The following is a 25,487-nucleotide window of genomic DNA, read 5'->3' as shown; positions in this document are numbered from 1 at the left end:
TCAAACCACCTTTTTCCGAGCGGACGCGCCCCCTGCGATCTCTTCCAGCGCGCAGGCCACCCGGTCGAGCACCCCGCCCCAGTCCCCCGCCTCCCGCTGCCTGAAGAGGCGCGCGGTCGGGTACCACGGCGAATCCTCCCTCTCGGTGAGCCAGCGCCAGTCGCAGGCGTACGGCACCAGCACCCACACCGCCTTTCCGAGCGCCCCGGCGAGGTGCGCCACCGCGGTGTCCGCCGAAATGACCAGGTCAAGGGTTGAGATGAAGGCGGCGGTATCGGCAAAGTCCCGTATCCCGCCGGTAAGGTCATGTACCTTCAGCCCCGGCGGCGGATCGGCAGCCTGCTCGGCGCCGTCCCCCATCTGGAGCATGTAGAAGGAGGCACCGGCAACTCTCGCCAGCGGCGCGAAGAGAGAGAGGGAGAGGGAGCGCTTCTTGTCGTCCTTGTAGGTCTTGCGCCCGGCCCAGACGAGTCCCACCCTCACCCCCCCCTCCGATACCTTCCCGCGCCAGAGCGCCTCCCGGCAGGGATCGACGCTGAGGTACGGCACCGCTGCGGGGATCGTCTCCAGCGTTGTGCCGCACAGGTGAGGCAGGCTCATGAGCGGTGCGTGCATGTCGAAGCGCGGCAGGATCTCGCCGCGGGCAATGACGCCGGAGACGCCGGGGACGGTGGAGAGAAGCGGCTTCAACGCCGGCACCTGGCACTCCAGATAGACCTTCCCCCCCATGGCGGCGACGACCGAGGCGTAGCGCGCGAACTGGATCGTGTCGCCGAACCCCTGCTCGGAATGAAGGAGGATGGTGCGCCCGGCGGGAGAGGATCCGTCCCAGCGCGGTTGCGGCACCTCCTTTGTAGCGATCGGCTCCACCTTCAGGAAGCGCCACTCGTACAGGCGCCACCCCTCGCGGAACTCGCCGAGGTGCAGGAGAACGAGAGAGAGGTTCCAGTGAGCATCGGCATAGTCAGGATCGACCGCCATCCCCCTGCGGTAGCAGGAGACCGCCTCCTGGAGACGGCCGAGGGAGCGGAGCGCCGCGCCGAGGTTGTTCAGGGCGTGCAGGTAGTCCGGCTTCACCGCCAGGGCGCGCTGGTAGCAGGAGACTGCCTCCTGCGGGCGCCCCGCCGTCTGCAGCGTGATCCCCAGCGCGTTCAGGGACGGGAGGTAAGAGGGATCGAGCTCCAGCACCCGCCGGAACGCCTCCTCGGCACCGGGGAGATCGCCGCCGTCGTGCAACAGCTCCCCGAGGCTGTGCCCCGCTGCCAGATAGCGCGGTTCGACCGTGAGGGCGGTCTCCAGAGCGGCGCGCGCCTCCTCCGGTTTCCCCGCGCAGCGCAGGGCGAGCGCCAGGTTGTGCCACCCCTGCACGAGCCCCGGCTCCAGTTCCAGCGCGCGCCGGTAGCACTCTATCGCCTGCGGAATGTGGCCGATCGTCTTCAGCGTATTGCCGAGGTTGTAGTGCGGCGCCACGAAGGTGTCGTTCAGTGCAATGGCCTTCTGGTAGCGCGCCACCGCCTCCTGGAGCTTCCCCTGGCTGTCGAGAGCGGAGCCGAGGTTGTTGTACGACTCAGGGTCGAGCGGGTTCATGACGAGCGCTGCCTCGAACGCCTCGGCAGCCTCGGCGTGCCTCCCTTCTTCCGCGAGGATCATGCCGCGCATCTTGTGCCGGTGGGCGGTGCGCTCCCGGTCGAGGTGAGCGGCGAGGGCCTCCCGCACCCGCTGCAGCACCTCCCCCCAGTCGCCGAGCTTTTTCTGGCGGAAGAGGCGCAGCGTTGGGTACCAGGGGGAGTCCTCCCTGTCGAGGAGCCAGCGCCAGTCCGGCACGAGCGGGATGAGAACCCAGGTCGGCACCCCGAGGGCGCCGCAGAGGTGCGCAACGCAGGTGTCGACGGTGATGACCAGATCGAGGTTTGTCACGAGCGCCGCGGTATCGGAGAAATCCCCTATCTGCGAGGTGAGATCATGGAGGGGGAAGGGAGCGTCGAGCTGTGCCGCGCCGTCCCCGAGCTGCACGGAGTGGAAGGAAACGGCTGCGGTCCCGGCGAGGGGAGCGAAGGCTGCCAGGGAAAGGGAGCGGTTCGCGTCGTTTTCGTGACGGGAGCTCCCCTTCCACACGAGCCCGACCCGGAAGGTGCCGCCGCCGGGAAGACGCTGGCGCCAGATCTCCTTAAGCTCTTCGTCGGCGGCCAGATAGGGCGCGGCGGGGATCGTTTCGAGGGTCGTCCCGAAGATCGCGGGGAGGTCCATGAGGGAGGCGCGGGCCTGGAACTCAGGGAGCGGCTCGCCGGCCGCCACAACTCCCGCCACCCCGGGGAGTCCTTCCAGGAGGGGGAGCAGCGATGCGGCCTGCACCTCCAGGATGACACGCCCGCCGCGCGCGGCCACCAGCGGCGCGTAGCGCACGAACTGCACCGTGTCGCCGAGCCCCTGCTCGGCGTGCAGGAGGATGGTGCGCCCCTGCAACGGCGAGCCGTCCCAGCGGGGGGTGTCCGGGTGGCGCTCCGGCGCGGCCGAGCTCTTCCTGAAGCGCCAGCGAAACTCCCCCCAGCCGCGGGTGAGGTCGCCGTGCATCAGGAGGAGAACGGCGCGGTTCCATCGGGCATCGGCGTGACCGGGAGAACGCTCCGCCACCCGTTCGAAAAAGTGCAGCGCCTCGGCCAGTTGTCCCAGTTCGCGGCAGGCGGTGCCCAGGTTGTAGAGGGAGCGCAGGCTCAAGGGATCGAGCTCCAGCGCCCGGCGGTACGAGGCGCAGGCCGCGGGGAGATCCCCCCCCATCTGCAGCACCACGCCGAGGACTTCGTGCAGGAGGGGGACGCCGGAGTCTGCCGCGATCCCGTCCGCAAAAGCCTCCTGCGCCTGAGGGATGAGTCCCATGCGCTGCAGCGCCACCCCGAGGCTGTAGTGCGCCTGCCAGCGCTTCGGCTCCAGGAAGGCCGCCTTCATGAACCTGGCGCACGCCTCGCGCACCCGCCCCTCTTCGGCGAGGAAGGTGCCGCAGGCGTAGGCCCGGTCGGCGTTCATCGGCTCCCGCGCGCTCCCCCTTTCCAGATGGCTCCACACCGCGTCCTTCAGCGCGGCCGCGATTTCCCGCACCACCTCGCGCCACTCCCCCTGCTCCTTCTGGCGGAAGAGTCGCATGGTCGGGTACCACGGGGAATCGTCGCGGTCGCGCAGCCAGCGCCAGTCGCATGCCTTGGGGAGCATGAGAAAGACCGGTTTCCCCAGCGCCCCGGCAAGATGCGCCACGGAGGTGTCGACGGAGATCACGAGGTCGAGGAGGGAGACGAGGGCGGCAGTGTCGGCGAAGTCCCTGATCGCGCCGGTGTGGTCGGCAAGGGGAAGCGCTCCTTCCGTGCCACGCCCCTCTGCGCCAAGTTGCAGCGAGTAGAAGCTCGTCTCCGGAATCGCCGCCAGAGGGGCGAGATCCGAGAGCTCGCAGGAGCGGAAAGGATCGGGAACAGCTTTTCCCGCCCATGCGACCCCGATCTTGAATCCCGCGTCCTTCCCGATCCGCTCGCGCCAGGCGCTGACCCGCTGCGGATCGGGGGAGAGGTAGGGGACCTGTGCCGGAATCGTCTCCATAGCAGTGCCAAAGAGGCGCGGCAGGGAAAGGAGGGGGATCTGCAGGTCGAAGGGGGGGAGGCCCTCCCCCAGCACGGAGACGGAGGAGACCCCGGGGATCCTCTCCAGGAGCGGCTTCAGCGACCGGCTCTGGCACTCCACCAGCACGGTCCCCCCGGCAGAGGCGACCAAGGGTGCGTAGCGGATGAAGTGAATGGTGTCGCCGAGCCCCTGCTCGCCGTGCAGGAGGATGCGGCGCCCCCAGAGGGGGGAGCCGTCCCAGAGGGGCTCGGTGAAGCTCCGGGTGAGGGAGGTGAAGGAAGGCTTCTGCCAGCGCCACTCGTACTCGCGCCACCCCTCGCAAAAGTCGCCGTCGCTAAGGAGGGCGAGGGAGAGGTACCAGTGCGCCTCGGCATCGGACGGATCCTCTGCTGTCGCCTCCCGAAAGGTCCGCAGCGCCCCCGCGAGGTCCCCCGCCGCCTGCAGCGCCGCGCCGAGCGCGAGGCGCGCCTCCCGGCAGCCGGGGGCACTGAGGAGGGCGCTGCGAAAGCGCTCCACCGCCTCGGCGTGACGCCCGAGCTTCATGAGGGCATTTCCCAGATTGTAGTGGGCGAGGGGGTGAGCAGGGGAGAGCGCCAGCGCCTCGCGGTAGCAGGCGACGGCCTCCGCTGTCTCGCCGGTCTCGTCAAGCGCGGCGCCTAAGTTTACCAGGGCGTCGAGGGCGACGTGGGTACCGGCGAGCGAGCGGTAGCAGGCGATACTCTGGGGGAGCATCCCCCGGCGGTGCAGGGCGATCCCTTCGGCGAGCCTTTCTTCTGCGGATACGGGAATCATCGCTAGCGGCGGGCCTTCTTGAGCTCCCGCTCGTTGGCGAGGCGGGTGGCGACGTAGTGGAACTGGCGCGCGGCTGCGCCCCAGTCGAGGCGCTCCATGGAGGCGGCGGCACGCGCACCTTTGGCGGAAAGCTCGTGGCGGCGCTGGTACGCCGTCTCCAGAAGCTCCACGATCTCGTCCAGCTCCGGCTCCTCCCACACGGAGGTGGCAGCCCCGCCGGTGCCGGTTACCACCATCGGACGGTAGCGGGTGAGCGGATAGGCGTTGTCGGGGGTGATGACGTCGGCATGGCCGCTGCCGTCGGAGGCTATCACCGTCCTGCCGCACGCCATGTACTCGCACATGACCATGTTGTTCCCCCCCTCGCAGCGGTTGGGGAAGAGGCCGATGTGCGTCCCGGCGAAAGCGTGCGCCACCTCGTGGTTGGGGATCAGCGGGTGAGCGATGACGCGCCGCGGGTCGAGCCCGTTGGCGACGGCGGTGCGGGCCGGGAGCGTGAGGAAATCGTTTTCGTCGTGCTGGTAGCGGATGTAGGGGGACATCCCCATGGTGGCGAGGGAGAAGGGCCACTGGTTCGCCCAGATGCAGGAGAGCCACGCATCGTGATGACGCTCCATGAAGACGCGCATGGCGGCGATCACCAGGTCCTGCCCTTTGCGAAACTCGAACTTCCCGCCGGAAAAGACCACGAAGCGGTCGTCGGGAGGGAGAGGGTGCGGGCGGAAGTTCGCGGGGTCCACCCCCTGCAGGATGGTGCAACAGTTCTTCACCCCGCCGATCCTCAGCTGGTACTCGCACCACTTCGATCCGGCGACGATGTAGTCCCAGCGCCTCCCGGCCATCCGGGTGTAGTTGAGGATCTCGATGCTGTCCTCGAAGAAACAGTAGCCGATGTTTATTTCATCCCAGACGGAGGTCTGCAGCGGGGCCAGGGTAGGCAACATGCAGTGCAGCGTGACACCGGGGATGGGGGGGAGCTTGGCGATCTCCCGGGAGAGGTACGTCCCGGCTATTCCCCAGCCGTGGGCGGCCCCTTGCGGCATTGATACTTTCATCGAAACCTCTGCAAGTGTAGATAGGTGCGCAAGGCATAGCAGCAACTACCGTACCAGAGGCGTCAATGGCTCATGAATTAAGGTATTTCCTCATTCACATGGGAGAGGGGAAGGGGGAAAGTCAAGGTATTGACGGCCCTTGTCAGAAAAGAGCGGTGGGGGTGCAGAGGGTGGAACTTCGCGAGGGTGGAGAGGGTATTTCGTCCCGGGCCTCTCCTCCCGGCAAGGGGAGGGAGACCCGGGTTCGATGGCGACTATTTCACTGCGTCAGCTGTTCCTTCTCCGCCGCTGCGGGCAGCGACGGAGGGGGTGTATGTTTCCGGCTCGGCGCGGGCGGTCTGCTCGGAGAGGAGGACGATGTCCACCCTGCGGTTCCTCCCCCTCCCCTCTGCGCTGCCGTTGTCCGCGACGGGGCGGAATTCGCCGTAGCCGGTGGCGGAGATCTTCTGCGGCTCGAAGTCGTACTGCTGCACCAGGTACTGCAGGACGGTGATGGCGCGGCTGCTGGAGAGCTCCCAGTTGGAGCGGTACTCGGCGGAGCTGATCGGGATGTTGTCCGTGTGCCCCTCTACCCGTATGGAGTTCGAATAGGTGGAGAGGGACTGCGCCACGTCGTTCAGGAGGGCGAGGGAGCCGGGGCGTAGCGCGGCGCTCCCGGAGGGGAAGAATCCCGCCTCCTTCAGGCTCACCACCAGTCCCCTGCTGTTAATGTTGACGCTCACCTTCTGCTGGTTCCCCGTCTTCATGAGGTACGCCTCGATGGCGGTCTTCGTCGACTTGAAGTCCTTTTCCTCGCCGTGGCTCCTCCCCCTCTTCGCGACGAGGGTGGCGGTCTTCAGGGTAGGGATCAGGTTCAGGTTCCCCGACTCGATGACGCTCCCCTTCGAGGGGAGGGAGCTCTGGGTGTAGCCGAAGGAGTCGCGCATGGAGTTCAGGACCTGCTCGACCTTCTTCTTGTCGGTCTGCCCCATGGCGTAGAGGGTCACGAAGACGGCGAAGAGGAGCGTTATGAAGTCGGCATAGGATACCAGCCACCGCTCGTGGTTTGGTTCCTTCTCATGCTCTTCCTTTTTCGCCATTTATTTCCCCTTTTTCTCCGCAGGGGCGGAGTCGTGCAGGTATGCCCGCAGCTTCTGCTCGATGAAGTGGGGGTTCTCGCCGTTCTGGATGGCGATGAGCCCCTCGATGACCATCTCCTTCTGCAGGAGCTCTTCCTTCAGGCGGTGCTTGAGCTTCGTGCCGAAGGGGAGACAGATGATGTTGGCGGTCATGAGGCCGTAGATCGTGGCCACGAAGGCGACCGCGATACCGCCGCCGAGCTTCGAGGGGTCGGAGAGGTTTCCCATGACGTGGATGAGGCCGAGAACGGCGCCGATGATCCCGATGGTCGGGGCGAAGCCGCCCGCCGCCTCGAAGACCTCCGCGCTCCCCTTGCCGTGCTCCTTTATGGAGGCGAGCTCGATCTCCATCGTTTCCCTCAGTTTCTGCGGGTCGATGCCGTCGACGACGAGCGAGATCCCCTTCTTGGTGAAGGGGTCCTTCACGGTCTGCGCTTCCTGCTCCAGCGAGATGAGGCCGTTGCGCCGCGCCTTCGCCGCGTAGTTGATGATGTTCTTGATGACCCCTTCCGGGTCTTCCTTCGGGGGGAGGATAACCTTCTTCAGGTCCTTCAGGGCGGACATGAGGGTGGACATCGGGAAGGCGACGCAAACCGTCGCCAGCGTCCCCCCCTCCACGATGATGAAGGCGGTGGGCTGTATGAGGGCGCCGATGTGAAGCCCCTCGAGGATGGCGCCGCCGAAGACGGCGCCGAAGCCGAGGATGAGGCCGATTATGCTTGCTATATCCATAGTTTCACTCGCAGCAGTGTAGTTGCAGGGTCATGCGTTTCATGTCCCGCCTTGCGGACGGTAGTCCTTTGCCCCGCTCCTGGCGAGGTACTTCGGGCCGCTTTTCGGTCTCCCCGCCTGCAGGATCCTCCCCCTGAAGCTGATGATGCGCCCGATAACCACCCGCGCCGGCTCCACGATGAGGTAGCGCTTGCCGTTGACGAGAGTGATCAGGGTGTCGGGGGTCTCGCTGATGATCTCGATGTGATCGGGGTTCAGGAAGATTTCGGTGCCGTCGAGTGTCGTTACCCGTATCATACATTCACCATGAGTTTCGAAGATGGGCCGGGGCGGGCCGTTACTTACGTATTCGGTCCAGCAGCGGAAACCTTTAGCTTTTACGGAAAGCGGGCTCAAAAAAAGGCCGCTGGTGCGGCCTTCCTTTGTCGGTGCGGGGAGGGACCGTTTCCGGCGCCCCTTATGGCGTTGGCGGAGGGATACGGCTCCGCAGCTATCTCAGGTAGTCGAGCAGGGAGAGCTGCCCGATCTTCGCCACGGTGGAGAGCGCGGCGTTGAAGGCGGTCGTCTGCTGGGAAAGCTGCACCGCTGCCTTCGCGTAGTCGACGTTCTGCATGTTCCCCATGACGTCTTTCAAGGTCGCCTGGCTGTTGCTGATCATGCTGGTCATGTTGTCGAGACGCACGAGGCGCCCCGCTATGTCCGTCTGCGCCGCGTTCATCTGGTCCTGGGCGGCGTGGATGTTCTTGAAGCCGTCGGAGATCCCCGTCGCGTTGTTGGCGGTGATGGCGGTCATGAGCGCATCGATGGAGCCGAGGACGTCGACGGGGGAGGTCCCGGCGGTGGCACCGCTTCCGACCGCTGCCGGCGGGTTGCCGCCGCGCAGGAGCGCCGACCCGGAGTAGTTCACTGCAACCTGGCTCCCCTTGTTGATGTCCACCATTATGGAGTCGTCGGTCCCTGAGAAGTTCCCGGTGGAGTCGAAGGGGGGGGCGCCTGCATAGCCGCCGAAGACGTACTGGCTGCCGTTCTGGCTGTTGGCGTAGTCGATGAGCTGCGCCTTCAGGTTCGCGAGGTTGTTCACGGCCTGGGTACGGTCGGCGGCATTGGTATTGCCGTTCGTCATGCTGGAGGCGACGCTTGCGACCTGGTTCATGACGTCGTTCATCCCGGTAAGGGCGACGTTCATCACGTTCAGCGACATCGTCGCCTTGGTGATGTTGGAGGAGTACTGCTCCCCCTGCGAGATCTGGTTCTGCATGTCGAGGATCTGGCGGGCGGAGAGGGGATTGTCGCTCGGCCGGTTGATCTGGAAGCCGGAGCCGATCTGCTCCTGCAGCGCGTCGATGGCGTTGCGCTGCTGCTGCAGGTTGTACACGGCGTTTTCGGCGCTCATCCCTGGTGTGATTCTCATCGTCTGCCTCCTTTATCTGACCATCCCGAGAAGGGTATCGACCATTTCGCTCCAGGTGTTCACGATCTTTGCGGCCCCCTGGAATGCCTGCTGGTATTGCATGAGATTGGTGAGCTCCTCGTCGAGGGAAACCCCCGACACGGAGGAGCGGAGCACCCCCAGCTGCTTCAGGAACCCCTCACCGTTGTTGGTGGCGTTCTGGGCGCTCTGCACGTCGATCCCCACCTGGCTCACCTGCGTCTCGTAGAAGCCGGCGAAGGTGTCGCTCCCGGTGGAGAAGGCGTAGGTGGTGTCGGCGATTCCGGCGATGGCGCGGGCGTTCACGTTGTTCGCCACCCCGCCCCCCGCCAGCGTCGGGTTGGTGTCGGCGGCGGCGATCCTGTTGCCGGTCAGTCCCGCGGCAAGGGAGATCGTGGCGGCGGTCGTCCCGGCGGGGTTGAAGAAGTTGATCCCGGTGTTGCCGTTCACGTCGAAACCTGCGGCGTGCGCGGTGTTTACCGAGGACACGAGGGACGATGCCATCTCGTCGAGCTTTGCCATGTATCCGGGGACGATGCTGTCGCGCACCTGCAGGGTGCCGCCGATCTTCCCCATGGAGTTGTTCGCCCCGCCGACCGTGGCGGTGACATTTGTGTCCGCCAGCGGGTTGTTGGAGGGGGGAGGCGCGCCGATGGCTGTGACGTACAGGTCGTTTGTCGGCGGCACGGCGGCGTTTTGCTGCGCGTAGAGGGTGGCGTACTTGTTGCCGCTCACGATCTGCTGCCCGCCGGAGAGCGCCACGGTGACCGTCCCGTCTGTCTGGATCGTGGAGGAGATCCCCACCTTCTCCGCCATCTGCTGCAGGAGGAGGTCCCGCTGGTCGTACAGCGTGTTGGGAGTCCCCCCCGCGGCGACAGTGGAGATGATCTGGGCGTTCAGCACCGCGATGTTCTTCGCGTTGTCGGTGACCTCGGAGGAAATGCCTACGAGACTCTGGTCCGCAACGGTGGCCACCCCGGTGAGGCTTTTTGCCACGTTGTGGAAGTTGTCCACCAGGATCTGCGACTTGGAAAGGAGCGCCTGGCGCTCGGCGCTCCCCTGGGCGTTGGCGGAGAGGTCCTGCCAGGCCTGGAAGAAGCTCGTGAGCGACGCCCCGAGCCCGTTCGAATTGAGCTCGTTGAAGGACGGCTGGATCTGGGTCAGCGCGTTCTGCCGGGTCAGGTTCTGCTGGTAGGTGCTCTTCCCGTTCACCAGCTGCTGCTGCAGCATGTTGTCGTAGGAGCGGTACACCGCCGTGACCTCGACGCCGGTCCCTATGTCGATCCCGGAGGGGGCGATGGAGAAGCGGGTCGCAAGGTTCACCTGCTGCTTCGAGTACCCCTCGGTGTTGACGTTGGAGATGTTCTCGCCGGTCACCTCCATGGCGGTGCGCGCGGCAGCCATGCCCGCGTACCCTACGCGGTAGATATCGCCGATTCCCATCTTAGATCTCCTTGCAGACGAAGCGGCTGCCGCCGCGGCGGGCCACCAGCGACCCTGCGTTGCCGTAGGTATCGACCGGGTTGAAGAGCCGGTTGAAGAAGTTTACCGAGTAATTCACCATGCTGAGGGAGTCGTGCAGGAGCCCCCGGTGCAGTTCCAGAGCCCTGTTGAGCGCGCGCGACTCGGTGATGACCTCGTCCTGCGCCTTCTTAAGCGCCCCCTGCTCCGGCTGCGCCAGTCGTGCGATCACCGGGGAGAGGCTCGCCGGCTCGGAGATCCCGAGGGATGCTGCCAGGGAGGATATCTGGTTGCGGCAGCCGCGGGAGAGGAGCTCGAGCTTCTCCAGCGTCTCCGCCAGGGCCTGCTGGCTCTCCTCCATCGCCGGGAGGTCGAGTGCGGAAAGAGACGTCTGCTCCTGCTCGAGGAGGCTCCTCACTTCGCCGAGGACCGTTTTTTCTTCTTTCAAGGTTGCCGCCAAAAGCGCTATCTGCTGTTTCATAGGTCATCCCCCTGGAGAGGCTGTTCTTTCATCATCTTCTGCGCGACCAGCACCGGGTCGATCCGGTACGGCCCGTACTGCATCTGCTGCCTGGCAAGGGCGACGCGCTCGAGCCTCACGTCCGGAAGTTCCCCGAGCTCTTTCTTGAGCCTCGCGAGTTCCTTCCCCTGCTGCGAGATCTCCACCCGGTCAGCGGCACTCCCCTGCTGCCGCACCCCTTTCGGCCGCGCGGAAGCGACGCTCGAGAGGTCGACGACGTAGGGGGCGCGTATGCCGTTATCTATCCGCACGGTCTTTGTTCCTCGGGGTTACCAGCCCCTGGGCGAGTTGCTTCTCGATGGCGGCCGCAAGGCCGATCGTCCCGCTCTTCGCCGCTTGCGCCGCGTATTCCTCGTCGAGGAGCGAGCGGTACGTCTCCTCGCCGTGCCCTCCGCCGGTAAGCTTGTCCTCTCCCACCGTCTGGCGCATCGACTTCAGCATCATCGCCACGAACATCGACTCGAACTCGTGCGCCACCTTCTTCATGGCGGCTTTCTCCTTATCGGTCGGCTCCGGGGCCGACTTTAGGGTCTTCGGCACCTTCAGCTCGGCGACCGGGAGGGCGGAGGCGGGTATCGCTGCTGCTTTGATTTCCATTTAGAACTCCTGCAGGAGAGGGGCGCGTGCCCCCTCTTTCCATCGGATTGCGCCGGGAACGCCTTGGCTTATCCCGGCCTACATTTTACATCGTTAATGGCGCAGGACCAGACTAGATGACAGTGAGCTCTGCGTTCAGGGCGCCGGCGGCCTTTATCGCCTGCATGATCCCGATGAGATCCCTCGGGGTCACCCCCAAGGCGTTCAGGGCGCGCACCACGTCTCCGAGATTGGCACCTTCCCTGATGAGGGAGAGGCTCGCCCGCTCCTCCGTCACCTTCAGCGAGGTGTTGGGAACGACCTTCGTGGTGCCGGAGGAAAGCGCCGGCGGCTGCGATACCCGCGGGCTCTCCTTCACCACCACCGTCAGGTTCCCGTGCGACACGGCGACGGTGGAGATGCGCACGTTCTCACCCATAACGATGGTGCCGGTCCGCTCGTTCATGACCACCCGCGCCTCCACGTCCGGATTGACCTCCAGCCGCTCCAGCTCGGCCACGAACTCGACGGTGCGGCCGCGGTAGGCGTCCGGCAGGGTGATCTGCACGCTCCCCGGGTCGGTGAGGCTCGCCACTCCGCCGCGGAAATGCTCGTTAACGGCAGCGGCGACGCGGGAAGCGGTCGTGAAGTCGGACTGGCGCAGGTTGAGGCGCAGCGCGTTGTGATTGGCCAGCACGTTCGGAAGCTCCCGCTCCACCAGCGCCCCCCCGGGGACCGTCCCGGCGGTCGGGTGATTCTTCACGGCGCTCGCCGCCTGCCCCCCGTAGGAGAAGGAGTTGGTGAGAACAGCACCCTGGGCGACCGCATACACCTGCTGGTCGGCACCCTTAAGGGGCGCCATGAGGAGTGTGCCACCGGCAAGGCTTTTCGAGTCGCCGAGGGAGGAGACGAGGACGTCGAGGCGGTTCCCCTGCTTCGCGAAGGGGGGGAGGCTCGCAGTGACCATGACTGCGGCAATGTTCTTAACGGTGATCTCGTTGCGGTTGATGGTTATGCCGCTGCGCTCCAAGGCGCTCACCAGCGACTGCACCGGGAACTTCGTCTGGTCCGTGTCGCCGGTTCCGTTCAGTCCCACCACCAGGCCGTAGCCGATGAGCTGGTTGTCGCGCACCCCGTCGAAGGCGGCGATGTCCTTGATGCGCACCGCAAAAGCGGAGGTCGGGATCAGTACGAGGAGAAGTATGAGGGTGGAAAGCGCTTTCATTGTGGATCCTCTATAGCCGGTCAGGCGCAAGAGCCGGACCGTCCACCCTAGAAGGGCCAGACCTTGTCGAGGACGTTCATCAACCACCCAGGGCTCTGGCGGTCGCTGATGACACCCTTGCCGCTGTAGTTGATCCTGGCGTCGGCGATGAGGGCGGAACTGACGGTGTTGTCCGAGGAGATGTCACGGCTGCGCACGGTGCCGGTGAGGACGATGATCTGGTCCTCGTTGTTGACCTTCACGTTGCGCGTCCCCTCGATGAGGAGGTTGCCGTTCGGCGCCACGTCGACCACCTTCGCGGAGATCGTCGCCCGCAGGTCTTCCTGTCGGGAAGTTGACCCGGAGCCGTCAAATTTCGAACTGGTGCTCGCGCTGATCATGTTGGCGAGATCCATCCATGTCTTGATCGGGGTCTTCTCGAGGCCGAGGAGTTTCGGAATCCCGGCGCTCATGCTGCTGTCCCGCCCCGTGCCGGTGCTCGCCTGCTTGCTGGCGCTCGCCTGCTCGGAGATCACCACCGTGATGATGTCGCCGCGCCGGCGCGCCTTCAGGTCCTCGGCGAGCCCCACGGAGGATGCCTGCCAGATGGAGCCGGAGGCGTAGTTCACCTGCGGCTTCGGGATCTGCTCGTCGAAGGCGGGGGTTCTCACCTGCGCCTGCTCGTGGGCGCACCCCGCCAGGAGGAGGGTGAGCGCCAGAAGCGCCAGGGATACCGGCGCGTTGTGCCATTTTTGCTTTGTCACTAGAAATCCACCTTGACGGTCGTCGAGTTGATGACCCGCGCCGGAAATTCTTTCAGGGAGGTCGGGTTCTGCACCGTGATGAGCTCACCGAGGCCGCCGGAGAGCTTCGCCCGGCCGCTGGTGGTGACCTTGATCGCCTCGTTCTCCACGAGGACCGTGACGAGCTGCCCGCTCTTCACCAGGGGGACAAGCTCGAGGTAGTCGCCGCGCACCGGGGTGTTCGCCCGTATCGCCGTTTTCACCCGTTTCCCGACCGCCTCGTCCACGTCGCGGCAGAAGCGCCCGGCGACCTTCGCGAGGTCACGCTTTGCTATCGTGAGGTCCGCCTCGGTGACCGTCTCCCCGCGCTCGAGGGTGCGGGTGGCGACGAGCATGTCCACCAGCGCCTCCACCTCCACCCGTACGATGAGGTTCTTTTTCACCTGGCCGTCGACCCGCACGATCAGGGCAAGGGAAGCGCTCCCCCACCCCTCCCACGACTCCGGCGCGATGACTTCGTACGTTACCGCGCCGGCGGGGAGCTGCAGGTCGCCGCTGTAGCCGACCTTCTTCACGGTCGTCTGGGCCGGAAGATTCGCCGTCTTTTGCGCGAGGAAGTCGGTGACGACCTTGCGCACCTCCCCCTCCTTCACCACGTTGCCGCTGTCGGCGAAGGAGACGGTCGGCACGAAAAGGAGGAAGAGGGCCGCGAGGAAAAGGCGCATCGCCGTTACCTTCTCAGGTTCCCGGCTTGCTGCAGCATCTCGTCCGCCGCCTGCACAGCCTTGGAGTTGATCTCGTAGGCACGCTGCCCGACGATCATGTTGACCATCTCCTCCATGACGCTCACGTTACTCATCTCCAGGTACCCCTGCCCGAGCGTCCCGAGCCCGTTCTGGCCGGCGGTGCCGGTGGTGGCGGTCCCGGAGGAGTCGGTCGGGAGGTAGAGGTTCCTTCCTATGGCGTTGAGGCCGGAGGGGTTGGAGAAGGCGGCGAGCTGGATCGTGCCGACGGTCGTCGGCGCGTTCTGCCCCGCCTGCAGGACGGAGACGGTCCCGTCGTTCCCGATCGTCACCTTCGTGGCGTTCGCCGGGATGAGGACTTCCGGGGTCAGCGGGCTGCCGTCCGTGGTGACGAGGCGCCCCTGCCCGTCCTTCTTGAAGGCGCCGGCGCGGGTGTAGGCGATGGTGCCGTCGGAGGTTTGCACCTGGAAGAAGCCGTCCCCTTCGATGGCCACGTCGAGGTCGTTCCCGGTCTGGCTGATGTTCCCGGTGGAGAAAATCTTCGTCACCGATCCGGGGCGCGTCCCGAGGCCGACCTGGATCCCGCTCGGGATGGTGGTGGCGTTGGTGGAGGGGGCACCGGTGCTCTTCAGGTTCTGGTACATAAGGTCCTGGAAGTCCGCGCGGCTCTTCTTGAATCCCGCGGTGTTCACGTTGGCCAGGTTGTTAGCCACCACGTCGATGTTGAGCTGCTGTGCCTGCATACCTGATGCGGCTGTCCAAAGGGCCCTGATCATTTTGAAATTCTCCTTGTGATGTGTTCTTTCATTCCCGGCTCGGCCTATGAAGCCGCGCCTACACCCTGCCGAGGTCGTTTGCAGCCTTGCTGGCGACGTCGTCGTAGCTCTTCACGAGCTTCGTGCACTGCTCGAAGTAGCGGCTCGCCTCGATCATGCGCGCCATCTCCACGACGACCTGCACGTTGGAGCTCTCCAGAAACCCCTGCTTCACCTCCGCGTTGGAGGGGGTCGGGGGGGGAGCGGTCTGCGGGTCTGCCGGTACGAAGAGGCCGCCGCCGATCTTTTTCAGCGCGTACGGCTTCGGGAAATCGACCACGTTCACGGTTCCCCCGGCCGCGCCGTCGTTGGTGACGGTGCCGTTGCCGCTGATCTCGATCTGCGAGCCGCCGACGGTGATCGCGGCGCCGTTCTTTCCCTGCACCTCGTACCCTTCCGGGGTGAGGAGCTTGCCGTCCGTGCCGCGGTGGAAATTCCCCTGCCGGGTATAGGCGGGGCCGTTCGGGGTGTTCACCACGAAAAAGCCGCTCCCGTCGAGGGCAAGGTCGAGGGTGTTGCCGCTCTTTTGCAGCGATCCCTGGCTGTAGTCGGTGCTGAACTGCTCCGACGCAAAGACCGGTGACTCCGACGAACTTTTGACACCGGCGAGCACGCTTTCGAAGTTCAGCTGGTCCGCCTTGTAGGCGGGGGTGTTGGCGTTGGCGAGGTTGTTGGAGAGGACCTCCAGCCGGCGCATGGCCGAGAGGTTTCCGGATATCGCCGCGTACATGCCGCTATTCATCTTCTCTCCCCCTAGCCGAGCCGGCGCATCTTGCCGCGCAGCCTGACGATCGCCTGGCTGTGCAGCTGCGAGATGCGGCTCTCGGTGAGATCGAGGACCGCCCCGATCTCCTTCAGGTTCAGCTCCTCGTAGTAGTAAAGGGTGATGACGATGCGCTCCTTCTCCGGCAGTGCGTCGATCGCCTCGGCGAGCCGCTCCACCGTCTGGCGCGCGATCATCTGGTTCTGCGGGCTTTCCGTCCCCTTGTCCTCCAGGACATCCAGGAGGCCAAAGGGGGCGCCGTCCTCGTCGTGCCAGGCGTCGTCGAGGCTGACGAAGGAGAGGAGGTGGATCTCCTCCAGGAGCCGGAAGTAGTCCTTCAGCTCCAGCCCCATGGCGAGCGCCACTTCGTCGCTGGAGGGGTTGCGCCCCAGCCGCTGCTCCAGCTGCGAGAACTCCTTCTCCAGTCTCTTGAACTTGTCCCTGAGGCTGCGGGTGAGCCAGTCCTGCGCCCTCAGTTCGTCCATGATGGTGCCGCGGATCCGCTGTTCCGCGAAGGTCTTGAACTGCACCCCCCGGCTGGGGTCGAATCGTTCGGCTGCGGAGATGAGGCCGATGACGGCGGCGCTCCTTAAGTCGTCACGGTCCAGATGCGGTGGAAGGGACGACGCGATCCGGTCCACGATGAATTTGACCAGCGGCAGGTGGGTCACCACCAGCTCGTCCCTGCTGGGAGGCACTGCGCGCTGCGCCTCCTGTTCATACGCCTTAAGAAGACAATTCATGGTTTCTCCACTCCTTAGCCTGCGGCTCCAGCGGCACGGGGGCGCCAACGATCCCCCCTTCTGCCGTAATCTTTTGCGCCAATCGTGCGAATTCCAATGCGGGGGGTGTATCGGGGAAGAGGCGGCAGAGCGCTTTCCGGTGCCGCGCCGCCTCGGCAAAACTTTCATCTGTGAGAAGGCACCCGAAATATTCGACGGAAACCTCCAGGAACCGGCCGGTTATGGTGGTGAGCTTGCGGAAGAGGGCATCCCCCTCCTCGACGCTCTTGCACTTGTTCACCACAATCCTGAAGGCCATGGAGCCGTTGCGCGCGGAGAGTGTCTTCAGGAGCGCGTACGCGTCGGTCAGGGAGGAGAGTTCCGGCGTCAGCACGAGGAGGATCTCCTGGTGGTGCACCGCAAAGCTCGTCACGTTCGCCGAGATCCCCGCTCCGGTGTCGATGAGGAAGAAGTCGTACCCCGCACTGACCTCCTTCATCGCCGCCACCACTCTTCCCCTGTCGTGCGGGGCGAGGGCCGCGTACTGCTGTACCCCCATCCCTGCCGGGAGGATGTCGATTCCCGGGGCGTCCTGCACGACGATCTCGCGCGGCCGCCGTTCCCCGCCGAGGACGTGGTACAGGTTGTGCGCGGGACGCTTCCCGAGGAGGGTGCACGCATTATCCGCATCGACCACCAGCACCCGCCCCCCCTCCCTGGCCAGTACCGCCGCCAGGTTTATCACCACCGAGCTCTTCCCGACGCCGGCGTTGCCGCTGGTCACCGTGATGATCCGCGGCCCTTTTCCTGTGCGCTCCAGGGGGAGCGGCTCCCCCAGAATTCCGAAGAGGGGGCGCAACCCTTCGATTTCAGCGCTCTTTTCCGAACATGCTAACACTATGCCGACTCCTTCATGATAAGCTGCGCCAGTTTCCTCGGAGTGGCGACCTCGATATCCTCGGGAACCTTCTGACCGGTGGTGAACCAGGAGAGGGGAAGACCGTGGCGCCGGTTGGCGTTGATGATGGTGCCGAAACTCGCGCTCTCGTCGATCTTCGTGAAGAGGAGCTTCGATATGGGGAGGACCCCGAAGTTCGCCACGATGTCGTCGATCTCCTTCCCCCGTGTGGTGGCGGCGACGCAGAGGTAGATCTCCACCCCGGTGTGCGCCTCCAGGTACCCCTTCAGCTCGTCGAGGCGGTCGCTGTCCTTTTGGCTGCGCCCGGCGGTGTCGATGAGGATGAGATCCTTGTCGGCGTGCTTGTCGATGGCGCGGCCGAGCTCCTCGGAAGTCACCACGACCTCCAGCGGGAGGTCCATGATCTTCGCGTACGTCTTCAGCTGCTCGATGGCGCCGACACGGAAGTTGTCGGTGGTGATGAGGGCGACCTTCGCGCCGCGGGAGAGGGCGTGCATGGCCGCGAGTTTCGCTATCGTCGTCGTCTTCCCGACACCGGTCGGGCCGACCATCGCCATGACGCGGGCGCATTCCTTGTTCATGCGCAGGCTTCCGGCGCACTGCACCGTCTTCCCGAACGCCTCCTGCAGGAGCGCCTTCAGCTCCTCGAGAGTCGCCCCCTCCTGTGCCGCGGGGCGCAGGTGCTCCATGAGGGCCGCGACACTCTCCTCGTTCACCTCGTCCGACATGAGCTGCTCGGCGAGGAACTCGAGGACCGGGTGCCCCCCGGTACCGCGGGCGCTGTATTTCGCCGCCTGCGCCGCCACCATCTCCGCCTGCTGCTGCGCCAGCTCCCCGGAGAGGAGCTCCGCCTGCTGGATCGCCTTGCGCGCCACGGCGAGCTGCGCGTTCAGCTCCGCCTCCTGCTGCGCCTGGAGCTCCGCCGCGCGCTGGGCCACCTCCTCGGCGTGGCGCTGGGCCGCAGCCGCCGCTTCACGGGCGGTCGCGAGCTCGCTCTCCAGCCGTGCCGCGTGCGCTTCCTGCTGCGCCGCCCGCTCTTTCGCCGCCTGGGCCTCCTCGCGCGCCGAGAGCGCCTCTTCCTGGGAGGCCAGTGCCCGCTCCGCGAGCTCGGTCTTTTCCGCCGCAAGCTGCGCCTGCTCCCTGGCGATCCGCTCCGCCGCCTGCCGTGCGTTGATCGCCGCCTGCAGCTCCTTCGCGAGCTCGTCGTTTTTCTGCACCAGGAGCTCAGCCTGCTGGGCCGCGAGCTTCTCGGCCTGCTGCATGCCGCGCTTTGCCGCCGCGAGCTCCGCGTCGAATTCCACCCTGAGCTCCGACTGGGCCTTGCCGCGCTCCGCGGCGAGCTTCGCCTGCTGGGCCGCAAGCTGCGAGAGCTGCTCCTGCTGCCGGGTGGCGGGACCCGAGAGGGGGGAAGCCTCCTCCTTCACCGGCACGGCGTTCGCCTGCGGGAAGACGACCGGCTTCGGCGCTCCCTTCTCCTTCTCGGCGACCGCGGTCATGAGGAGCTTCTTGATCTCCTCGAGCTCGTCTTTCGCGTACCCCTTCTCCTCGACGGCGGCGGTGATCGCCCCCTTCAGCGCCGGCGGAGCGGGCGCGGCCGCCTGGGCCTGGGCCTGCTCCTCCTTTTTGGAGAGGGCCTCGATACGGCTCCGAAGCTCCTTCACCTCGCGCGCCAGCGGTACGAGCATGGAGTTCTGGAACTCCTCCTTCGTGGAGAGCTCGCGCTGCGGCTCCTCACGCACCGGCTCCCGGTACGGGGCGGGGCGCGGGGTGACTCTCGGCTCCACCGCGGCGGTAACCTCGAAGTACGGCTTGGAGAAGAGCCCCATAACCCCTTTTTTCTTCTCCTTCTTGGAGGAGAGGATCATGGCGTCCAGCCCCATTTCGGCCTTCACCATCCTCAGCGCTTCCGACATCTCGCTTGCTTGAAAGGTTTTAACCAGCATTTAGTCCCACCGCCCCTAAAGATTGGATTTTTATGTTGGGCGGGATCTCGTTGTGGGAGATAACCGCCAAATTCGGCATGAAACGTTCCGTCAGCTTTTTGACATGACGCCTGATCGCAGGGGAGGAAATCAGCACCGGGAGTGCCCCCATCTGGTCGAAGCGTTCCGCATTCCTTCTGATGGCAGCGAGGATCCGCTGCGCGGTGTTCGGGTCGATGGCGAGGTAGCTCCCCTGCTCGGAGAGCTGCACCGCATCGGCGATGATCTCCTCCACCTCCCGGTCTATGGAGAGGACGCACAGGGTGTCGTCATCCCGCTTGTACTGTTCCACGATGTAGCGCCCCACCGCCTGCCGCACGAACTCGGTGAGCATCTCCGGGTCCTTCGTGATGGTGCCGTAGTCCGCCAGCGTCTCCAGGATGGAGCGCAGGTCGCGGATGGAGACGTTTTCCTTCAGGAGCGACTTCACCACGCGCAGCACGGTACCGAGCGACAGGAGGTTCGGCACCAGCTCCTCCACGACCTTCGGAAGGGTCCCGGCGACGCCGTCCAGCAGCGCCTGCAGCTCCTGGCGCCCCATGAGCTCGTGTGCGTGCTTCTTGATGATCTCGCTGATGTGGGTGGCGAGGATCGTGGTGTTGTCCACCACGGTGTAGCCGGAGATCTGCGCCTGCTCCCGGTCCTTCCCCTTGATCCAGATGGCGGGTAGCCCGAAGACCGGCTCGGTCGTTTTGACACCCTCCAGCATCCCTGCGGCCCCGCCGGCATCCATGGCGAGGTACTGCCCGGCGAGCTCGCCGCCGCCGACCTTCGCGCCGTTGATGAGGATGTTGTACTCGTACGCCTTCAGCTGCAGGTTGTCGTGGATATGAATCGGAGGAACGATGAAGCCCATCCGCTCCGCCACCTGCTTCCTGATGGAGCGGATGCGATCCAGAAGCTCTCCCTGCTGGCTCGCGTCGACCATGGGGACAAGCCCGTAGCCGACCTCCAGCTCCAGGACGTCCAGTGGGCGGATGGAGGTGATCTGGTCGGAATCCTCCTCCGTCGCCGCCACCGGCGCCTCCTCTTCACCCTCCACCGTCTTCTCCTTGGCGAGGCGGCTGATGAAGTAGGAAACCCCTGAGAGGAGGAAGAAGGGGATGTGGGGAAGCCCCGGGATCAGGGCGAAGAGGAAGAGGACCCCGGCGGAGACCTGGAAGGCCCTCGGGAATTGGAGGAGCTGACCTGCGATCTCGTGGCCGAAATTGTTCTCGTCGGCGGAGCGGGTGACGATGATACCGGCGGCTGTGGAGATGATGAGCGCCGGCACCTGGGCCACCAGCCCCTCCCCGATGGTCAGCAGCGTGTAGTTTGCCAGCGCCTGGTCGAGCGGCATCCCCATCTGCCACACCCCGATCACGAAGCCGCCGATGATGTTCACCAGCATGATCATGATCCCGGCGACCGCATCCCCGCGCACGAACTTGGAGGCACCGTCCATGGAGCCGTAGAAGTCCGCCTCGCGAGCCACCTTCTTGCGCCGTGCCTTCGCTTCCTTGTCGTTTATGAGGCCGCCGGAGAGGTCGGAGTCGATCGCCATCTGCTTCCCGGGCATGGCGTCCAGGGTAAAGCGGGCTGCGACCTCTGCGACGCGGCCGGCACCCTTGGTGATGACCGTGAAGTTGATGATGATGAGGATGAGGAAGATGACCGCCCCCACCACGTAGTTCCCCCCGACCACGAACTGCCCGAACGCCTTGATGACGTGCCCGGCCGCCTCCGTCCCCTCGTTGCCGTGCAGGAGGATGAGCCTCGTGGAGGCGATGTTCAGGGCGAGCCGGAAGAGGGTGGTGACGAGGAGGATGGAGGGGAAGACAGAGAAGTCGAGGGGCTGCACCGTGTAGAGCCCAACCAGGAGGATGACGAGTGCGATGGTGATATTGGCGGCGAGAAAGACGTCCAGGATTATCGCCGGGAGGGGGATGATCATGAGCGCAAGGATGCCGATCAGGGCAACCGCCATGTAGATATCGCTATTTTTGTTGGCAGAGGGGACCGGCAAGGCGTCCGCTGCTTGATTGACCATACCCGTTTTTCCTTTTAACGACCGGGAGTTAGCTCCGGCACGACAAGATGTGCAACCGCTGTGCCATCCCGATCGGCCTCTCGCGGCGTCACGCCGGCCGCCGCGGATGCCCGGGAAAAGCGGGAATCGCCGGGAAATGCGCGCCGCCACGGCAGCCGGAAGAAGGGGCGGCAGTCAACATTCTGACTGAACTTCTCCCCTCCCCGTCGCGCCCCTTCTTTCCCCGCCGCGGAGGGGAATCGCTGCCGCACGGAAAGGGGGATGACCGGCGAAGGAGCGCCCAGAGCGCCACCGGAGGCGGGGGGAGGTGGAGATGGGGCTCCGGAGAGGAGGGCGATGACCTGAAAGTCATTTTATTGGCACCCGAAGGTGCACCTGGGGTATAGTGGTCTGCGGATAGAGTGCATCGATCTGCGGGGGATATGATGGAAGCACGCACCATGGTCATCGTCGACGACGACAGAAAGACTCTCGATTTTCTCGCCGCGTTCCTGCAGTACAGGGACTTCCGGGTCCTGCAGTTTTCGGACCCGTCCGAGGCGCTGCGGCAGGTGGCGAAGGAAGAGGTGATCCTCGTCCTGGCGGACGTGAGGATGCCGAGGATGAGCGGCACCGGCTTCGTGAAGGAACTGAAGTCTCTCCACCCGGACGCCGCCATCATCGCCTACAGCAGCTACTCGGAGGAGCCGTTCGTGGCCCAGCTGCTGCAGGCGGGGGCCCTCTTTTTCCTGGAGAAGCCGTTCGATCTGAAGAAGCTGGAGAAATGCATCGCGCAGGCGCTGGAGCACCACGAGCTGCAGGCCGACCTCTTCCACAAAAAACCGGCCCCGAAGAACCGCTCGCTCCTTGGCAACATCGTCGGGGAGAGCGACAAGATGCTCTCCATGTTCGAGATGCTGGAGAAGGTCGCCGCGAGCGACTCCACCGTCCTCATCCAGGGGGAGTCGGGGACCGGGAAGGAGCTGGTGGCCCATGCCATCCACGACCTCAGCAACCGCCGCCCTGCCCGCTTCGTGGCGGTGAACTGCGCCGCCATTCCGGACGACCTCCTGGAGAGCGAGCTCTTCGGCCACGTGAAGGGGTCTTTTACCGGCGCGGTGGCGACGCGGATGGGAAAATTCGAGGCCGCCGACAAGGGGACGCTCTTTCTCGACGAGATCGGGGATATGAAGCCGAACCTGCAGGTGAAGTTGCTGCGGGTCTTGCAGAACCGGGAGGTGGAGCCTGTCGGGGCGCCGCGCCCGAAGAAGGTGGACGTGCGCATCATCGCGGCGACGAACCAGAACCTCGAGCAGCTGACCGCGGCGAAGGCGTTCCGGGAAGATCTCTTCTACCGCCTCTCGGTGATACCGATCCGTCTCCCCTCCCTCAGGGAGCGCGGCAGCGACGTCGAGCTCCTCATGAACAGCTTCCTGCAGAAGTTCAACATGCTGAACCAGAAGAAGGTGACCGGCTTCGACCAGGAGGCGACCCGCATCCTCACCAGCTACCCGTGGCCGGGGAACGTGCGCGAGCTGGAAAACCTGGTGGAGCGGCTGGTGATCGTGGTGGGGGAAGGATTGATAACCCCGCGCGACCTGCCGGAGCGCTACCGCAGCACCACATCGGTCTTCACCTCGCCGCAGCCCGCACTCCCCGCCGGCCCGTTCTCCCTGCACAGCGCGGTGGAGGACTTCGAGACGAACCTCATCCTGCAGGCGCTGGAAAAAAGCGGCGGGAACAAGAAGGAGGCGGCGCGCCTGCTGAACGTGAAGCGAACCACGCTGATCGAGAAGCTGAAAAAAAGAAACCTGATGGGAGCCCACCCCGACTCCGACGCCGCCTGAGCCCCCTCCACGGCCGCTCCCTCCTCGAACGGGGGAGCGCCGCAGCATCTCCATTACGACATTTTCTGTTGAAAAAGCCGCGGGAAACCGCTATCTTTTTCCGATTTTTCTGCAGGAAAAGGATAGCCATGCGTCGTCTCTGTCTACTGCTCGCCATCATCCTGTGCACCTCGCTGCAGGGGTGCACCTCGTATCGCCCCGCCAAGAGCTTCCCGATTCCCGTCTCGAAGGGAGACGAGGTGAAGGTCGTCACGGTCCCTCTCCCGGTGATAGCTTCCAGCCCGAATGAAGGTATCACCTACGGGGCGCTGACGGCGTTCCTCCTGCACAACGAGAAGGACGAGGTGAGCACCCTCGTCGCCCCGCAGCTAAACTACAACCAGAATTTCGGCGTCACCGCCTCGCTGTACGGCGCCTACTACCCCAATTCCTACCGCAGCTTCGAGGGGAACCTCTCCAAGTCGACCCGCATCAACGAGGACTATGAGTTAAGGGTCCGGGACAAGAGTTTCCTCGACGGGAAGCTCGACCTGAACGCCTTCGTCTATGCCTTCAGCGACGGCTCTGCCCGCTTCTTCGGCTTCCAGTCGACCAGCTCGAAGGACAACGAATCGAACTATGCAGACAAGGAGCTCGGCTTCACCCTCTCCGCAGGCTATTCCCTCTCCGATAAATGGCAGGTCGTGGTGGGGCAGCGTTTCCGCAAGGTCGACATCGAGCCGGGAGCGATACACAACATCCCCTTCATCGGCGACGTCGACTACCCCGGCGGGGATATCCCCGGGGTGGACGGATTCAACACGCACGCCCAGATGCTCTCCCTGGTGTACAACACTCTCGATTCGCAGACCATGCCGACGACCGGGATACGGCTGCGCGGGTCGATCGAGATGAGCCTGAAGGGGCTGGGGAGCAGCGAGACCTACAACCATTACGAGGCGGAGGCGAAAGGATATTACCCACTCGACGACGCCCGCTACATCAGCGTGGCGCGCCTTGCGTACAGCCAGACCCTGGGGAACACCGTTCCCTTCCTGGAGCGCAGCATCCTCGGCGGCGAGAACACCCTCAGGGGGTACGGCAGGAACCGCTTCATCGACAGCAGCTATCTCCTTTTGAACCTGGAGGAGCGGATCAGGCTGTTCCGCTGGGAGATCTTCGGCGTCCGCGCCGACTGGGAGCTCGCCCCTTTCATCGATCTCGGGTCGGTAATGGAGAATCTCGCCGAGGCGACGCCGGGGAGCTTCGAGTTCAACCCCGGTGTAGGCTTCCGCGCGGTCATCCGCCCGAATATAGTGGGACGCGTCGATTTCGGCATAGGAAAGGAAGGTCCCTCCGTTTTCGTGGGGCTCGGGTATCCCTTCTAGGAAGATGAGCGTTCCGCCTCTAGGGATGGAGGCACAGAAAAAAAGAAGCAGAGAACGGAGGACACGTGTCCCTCCTCTTTCTCTGCTTCTTCTTTTGTAGGCCGGAATACGCGAAGCGTTTCCGGCAGGTGCCGCTGGCGTGACTGATTACATCACCTCTGCGGAGATGGGCACTTACTCCCCTGGGTACTCCCGCGCCTCTCCAGCTCATTGTCGATGCAGTTGAGCACTTCCCACTTCTTCAGCGACCACAGCGGCGCGACGAGCTCCGCGCGGTTTCCGTCGCCGGTCAGCCTCTGCACCACGATCCCCGGGTCGAGCCGCTCCAGATAGTCACACACAAGCCCCACATATTCATCCCGCTCCAGCAGAGGCACCCTCCCCTCCCGATAGAGCTCAGCCAGCCTCGTCCCTTCCATCACGTGCAAGAGATGGAGCTTCACCCCCTCCACTTGCAGTTCGTTCAGGAGATCAGCTCCCGATAGAATCGCTTCCCTGGACTCGCCGGGGAGACCGATGATCATGTGGGCGCAGACGCGGATACCGCGCTCCTTGCAGCGGCGGACGGCATCGGTGAAGGAGGCGAGGTCGTGTCCCCTGCCGATGGCGGAGAGGGTGGCGTCAAGGGGTGACTGCAGGCCGAGCTCCAGCCAGAAGTAGGAGCGCCGTGCATAGACGGCGAGAAGATCGAGGGTCTCGTCCGGGAGGCAGTCGGGGCGGGTGCCGACGATGAGCCCCACGACCCCGGGGACTGCAAGCGCCTCGTCATAGAGCGCCGCCAGCCGCTCGACCGGGGCGTAGGTGTTGGAATACGACTGGAAGTAGGCGATGAAGGCGTGCGCCTTGTATTTGCGGACCATCACTTCCTTGGCGTGTTCCAGCTGCTCCGCCACACCGCCGCCGCGCAGGATGCCGAAGGAGCCGGAGCCCCTCCCTCCGCAAAAGATGCATCCTTCCACACCGACGCTTCCGTCGCGGTTGGGACAGGTGAAACCGGCGTCGACGGAGAGGCGCTGGACGCGGCAGCCAAAGACCCGCTTCAGTTCATCAGAAAAAGAATTGTACCGGTGCATAACTCCCTTTGTGAC

The 25,487-nt window shown here is 64.9% G+C and carries 22 protein-coding genes; 2 read left to right on the top strand and 20 right to left on the bottom strand.

Annotation, left to right across the window (positions count from 1 at the left end; translation table 11 throughout):
• The 19 genes from LPW11_RS09520 to flhA all read right to left on the bottom strand — a co-directional run bounded on the left by LPW11_RS09520 (window position 1) and on the right by flhA (window position 21,206).
• Window positions 1-4,395: a tetratricopeptide repeat protein gene (locus LPW11_RS09520; RefSeq protein ID WP_230997887.1), complete on the bottom strand. Its 4,395-nt coding sequence runs from the start codon at window positions 4,393-4,395 to the stop codon at window positions 1-3.
• A gap of 2 nt (window positions 4,396-4,397) precedes the next feature.
• Window positions 4,398-5,450: a glycosyltransferase family 4 protein gene (locus LPW11_RS09515; protein ID WP_230997886.1), complete on the bottom strand. Its 1,053-nt coding sequence runs from the start codon at window positions 5,448-5,450 to the stop codon at window positions 4,398-4,400.
• A 254-nt stretch (window positions 5,451-5,704) separates the two neighbouring features.
• Entirely contained in the window at window positions 5,705-6,529 is an 825-nt protein-coding gene (locus tag LPW11_RS09510) for an OmpA/MotB family protein (RefSeq protein WP_230997885.1), read from the bottom strand.
• Window positions 6,530-7,300 (bottom strand): flagellar motor protein, encoded by a 771-nt coding sequence (locus LPW11_RS09505; RefSeq protein WP_230997884.1) that lies wholly within the window; start codon window positions 7,298-7,300, stop codon window positions 6,530-6,532.
• 39 nt (window positions 7,301-7,339) lie between these two features.
• Window positions 7,340-7,597 carry a flagellar FlbD family protein gene (locus tag LPW11_RS09500; protein ID WP_230997883.1) on the bottom strand — a complete coding sequence of 86 codons (258 nt, stop codon included), beginning with the start codon at window positions 7,595-7,597 and terminating at the stop codon, window positions 7,340-7,342.
• 193 nt (window positions 7,598-7,790) lie between these two features.
• The gene (locus LPW11_RS09495; protein ID WP_230997882.1) at window positions 7,791-8,711 is read right to left on the bottom strand and encodes a flagellin N-terminal helical domain-containing protein; all 921 of its coding nucleotides are present in this window, start codon (window positions 8,709-8,711) and stop codon (window positions 7,791-7,793) included.
• Window positions 8,712-8,723: 12 nt separating this feature from the next.
• Complete coding sequence (flgK, locus tag LPW11_RS09490; protein ID WP_230997881.1) at window positions 8,724-10,172, bottom strand: flagellar hook-associated protein FlgK; 1,449 nt, start codon at window positions 10,170-10,172, stop codon at window positions 8,724-8,726.
• Between the two features lies 1 nt (window position 10,173).
• Window positions 10,174-10,671: a flagellar protein FlgN gene (locus LPW11_RS09485; protein ID WP_230997880.1), complete on the bottom strand. Its 498-nt coding sequence runs from the start codon at window positions 10,669-10,671 to the stop codon at window positions 10,174-10,176.
• Window positions 10,668-10,961, bottom strand: a complete 294-nt coding sequence (gene flgM / locus LPW11_RS09480) for a flagellar biosynthesis anti-sigma factor FlgM (protein ID WP_230997879.1) — start codon at window positions 10,959-10,961, stop codon at window positions 10,668-10,670. Before flgM ends, LPW11_RS09485 begins: the two co-directional genes overlap by 4 nt.
• Window positions 10,948-11,307: a rod-binding protein gene (locus LPW11_RS09475; RefSeq protein WP_230997878.1), complete on the bottom strand. Its 360-nt coding sequence runs from the start codon at window positions 11,305-11,307 to the stop codon at window positions 10,948-10,950. Before LPW11_RS09475 ends, flgM begins: the two co-directional genes overlap by 14 nt.
• Window positions 11,308-11,419: 112 nt before the next feature.
• The gene (locus tag LPW11_RS09470) at window positions 11,420-12,511 is read right to left on the bottom strand and encodes a flagellar basal body P-ring protein FlgI (RefSeq protein ID WP_230997877.1); all 1,092 of its coding nucleotides are present in this window, start codon (window positions 12,509-12,511) and stop codon (window positions 11,420-11,422) included.
• A 47-nt stretch (window positions 12,512-12,558) separates the two neighbouring features.
• The gene (locus LPW11_RS09465) at window positions 12,559-13,218 is read right to left on the bottom strand and encodes a flagellar basal body L-ring protein FlgH (RefSeq protein ID WP_230998269.1); all 660 of its coding nucleotides are present in this window, start codon (window positions 13,216-13,218) and stop codon (window positions 12,559-12,561) included.
• Window positions 13,219-13,253: 35 nt separating this feature from the next.
• The gene (gene flgA / locus LPW11_RS09460) at window positions 13,254-13,958 is read right to left on the bottom strand and encodes a flagellar basal body P-ring formation chaperone FlgA (RefSeq protein ID WP_230997876.1); all 705 of its coding nucleotides are present in this window, start codon (window positions 13,956-13,958) and stop codon (window positions 13,254-13,256) included.
• Window positions 13,959-13,963: 5 nt separating this feature from the next.
• Window positions 13,964-14,752 carry a flagellar basal-body rod protein FlgG gene (gene flgG, locus LPW11_RS09455; RefSeq protein WP_230997875.1) on the bottom strand — a complete coding sequence of 263 codons (789 nt, stop codon included), beginning with the start codon at window positions 14,750-14,752 and terminating at the stop codon, window positions 13,964-13,966.
• A gap of 58 nt (window positions 14,753-14,810) precedes the next feature.
• A complete protein-coding gene (flgF, locus tag LPW11_RS09450; protein ID WP_230997874.1) occupies window positions 14,811-15,533 on the bottom strand; it encodes a flagellar basal-body rod protein FlgF in 723 nt (240 codons plus the stop codon).
• Between the two features lie 11 nt (window positions 15,534-15,544).
• Window positions 15,545-16,297 carry a FliA/WhiG family RNA polymerase sigma factor gene (locus tag LPW11_RS09445; protein WP_230997873.1) on the bottom strand — a complete coding sequence of 251 codons (753 nt, stop codon included), beginning with the start codon at window positions 16,295-16,297 and terminating at the stop codon, window positions 15,545-15,547.
• Complete coding sequence (locus LPW11_RS09440) at window positions 16,281-17,174, bottom strand: AAA family ATPase (protein ID WP_230997872.1); 894 nt, start codon at window positions 17,172-17,174, stop codon at window positions 16,281-16,283. Before LPW11_RS09440 ends, LPW11_RS09445 begins: the two co-directional genes overlap by 17 nt.
• On the bottom strand, window positions 17,174-19,138 hold the full coding sequence (locus LPW11_RS09435) for a hypothetical protein (protein ID WP_230997871.1): 1,965 nt from the start codon (window positions 19,136-19,138) through the stop codon (window positions 17,174-17,176). The genes LPW11_RS09440 and LPW11_RS09435 overlap by 1 nt, the downstream gene beginning before the upstream one ends.
• Entirely contained in the window at window positions 19,128-21,206 is a 2,079-nt protein-coding gene (gene flhA, locus LPW11_RS09430; protein ID WP_230997870.1) for a flagellar biosynthesis protein FlhA, read from the bottom strand. The genes LPW11_RS09435 and flhA overlap by 11 nt, the downstream gene beginning before the upstream one ends.
• A gap of 425 nt (window positions 21,207-21,631) precedes the next feature.
• Here flhA and LPW11_RS09425 point away from each other — a divergent pair, with 425 nt between their 5' ends.
• Both LPW11_RS09425 and LPW11_RS09420 read left to right on the top strand, forming a co-directional pair.
• The gene (locus tag LPW11_RS09425; RefSeq protein WP_230997869.1) at window positions 21,632-23,032 is read left to right on the top strand and encodes a sigma-54-dependent transcriptional regulator; all 1,401 of its coding nucleotides are present in this window, start codon (window positions 21,632-21,634) and stop codon (window positions 23,030-23,032) included.
• A 128-nt stretch (window positions 23,033-23,160) separates the two neighbouring features.
• Window positions 23,161-24,399, top strand: a complete 1,239-nt coding sequence (locus tag LPW11_RS09420; RefSeq protein WP_230997868.1) for a BamA/TamA family outer membrane protein — start codon at window positions 23,161-23,163, stop codon at window positions 24,397-24,399.
• 152 nt (window positions 24,400-24,551) lie between these two features.
• Here LPW11_RS09420 and LPW11_RS09415 read toward each other — a convergent pair whose 3' ends face one another.
• Entirely contained in the window at window positions 24,552-25,472 is a 921-nt protein-coding gene (locus LPW11_RS09415) for a TIGR01212 family radical SAM protein (protein WP_230997867.1), read from the bottom strand.
• Window positions 25,473-25,487 lie beyond the last annotated feature (15 nt).

Source organism: Geomonas sp. RF6 (assembly GCF_021044625.1).
Classification (GTDB): Bacteria; Desulfobacterota; Desulfuromonadia; order Geobacterales; family Geobacteraceae; genus RF6.
The sequence above is the reverse complement of the archived record's forward strand: the minus strand, read 5'-3'. Positions and strand labels throughout refer to the sequence as shown.

Excerpts from the sequence above, each read along its gene's own strand:
- LPW11_RS09425 (WP_230997869.1), top strand. The coding sequence starts at position 21,632 with ATGGAAGCACGCACCATGGTCATCGTCGACGACGACAGAAAGACTCTC.
- flgG (WP_230997875.1), bottom strand. The coding sequence starts at position 14,752 with ATGATCAGGGCCCTTTGGACAGCCGCATCAGGTATGCAGGCACAGCAG.
- LPW11_RS09505 (WP_230997884.1), bottom strand. The coding sequence starts at position 7,300 with ATGGATATAGCAAGCATAATCGGCCTCATCCTCGGCTTCGGCGCCGTC.
- LPW11_RS09415 (WP_230997867.1), bottom strand. The coding sequence starts at position 25,472 with ATGCACCGGTACAATTCTTTTTCTGATGAACTGAAGCGGGTCTTTGGC.
- flgK (WP_230997881.1), bottom strand. The coding sequence starts at position 10,172 with ATGGGAATCGGCGATATCTACCGCGTAGGGTACGCGGGCATGGCTGCC.
- LPW11_RS09435 (WP_230997871.1), bottom strand. The coding sequence starts at position 19,138 with ATGCTGGTTAAAACCTTTCAAGCAAGCGAGATGTCGGAAGCGCTGAGG.
- LPW11_RS09500 (WP_230997883.1), bottom strand. The coding sequence starts at position 7,597 with ATGATACGGGTAACGACACTCGACGGCACCGAAATCTTCCTGAACCCC.
- flgF (WP_230997874.1), bottom strand. The coding sequence starts at position 15,533 with ATGAATAGCGGCATGTACGCGGCGATATCCGGAAACCTCTCGGCCATG.
- LPW11_RS09515 (WP_230997886.1), bottom strand. The coding sequence starts at position 5,450 with ATGAAAGTATCAATGCCGCAAGGGGCCGCCCACGGCTGGGGAATAGCC.
- LPW11_RS09445 (WP_230997873.1), bottom strand. The coding sequence starts at position 16,297 with ATGAATTGTCTTCTTAAGGCGTATGAACAGGAGGCGCAGCGCGCAGTG.
- LPW11_RS09470 (WP_230997877.1), bottom strand. The coding sequence starts at position 12,511 with ATGAAAGCGCTTTCCACCCTCATACTTCTCCTCGTACTGATCCCGACC.
- flhA (WP_230997870.1), bottom strand. The coding sequence starts at position 21,206 with ATGGTCAATCAAGCAGCGGACGCCTTGCCGGTCCCCTCTGCCAACAAA.
- LPW11_RS09510 (WP_230997885.1), bottom strand. The coding sequence starts at position 6,529 with ATGGCGAAAAAGGAAGAGCATGAGAAGGAACCAAACCACGAGCGGTGG.
- LPW11_RS09420 (WP_230997868.1), top strand. The coding sequence starts at position 23,161 with ATGCGTCGTCTCTGTCTACTGCTCGCCATCATCCTGTGCACCTCGCTG.
- flgA (WP_230997876.1), bottom strand. The coding sequence starts at position 13,958 with ATGCGCCTTTTCCTCGCGGCCCTCTTCCTCCTTTTCGTGCCGACCGTC.
- LPW11_RS09520 (WP_230997887.1), bottom strand. The coding sequence starts at position 4,395 with ATGATTCCCGTATCCGCAGAAGAAAGGCTCGCCGAAGGGATCGCCCTG.
- LPW11_RS09475 (WP_230997878.1), bottom strand. The coding sequence starts at position 11,307 with ATGGAAATCAAAGCAGCAGCGATACCCGCCTCCGCCCTCCCGGTCGCC.
- LPW11_RS09485 (WP_230997880.1), bottom strand. The coding sequence starts at position 10,671 with ATGAAACAGCAGATAGCGCTTTTGGCGGCAACCTTGAAAGAAGAAAAA.
- LPW11_RS09495 (WP_230997882.1), bottom strand. The coding sequence starts at position 8,711 with ATGAGAATCACACCAGGGATGAGCGCCGAAAACGCCGTGTACAACCTG.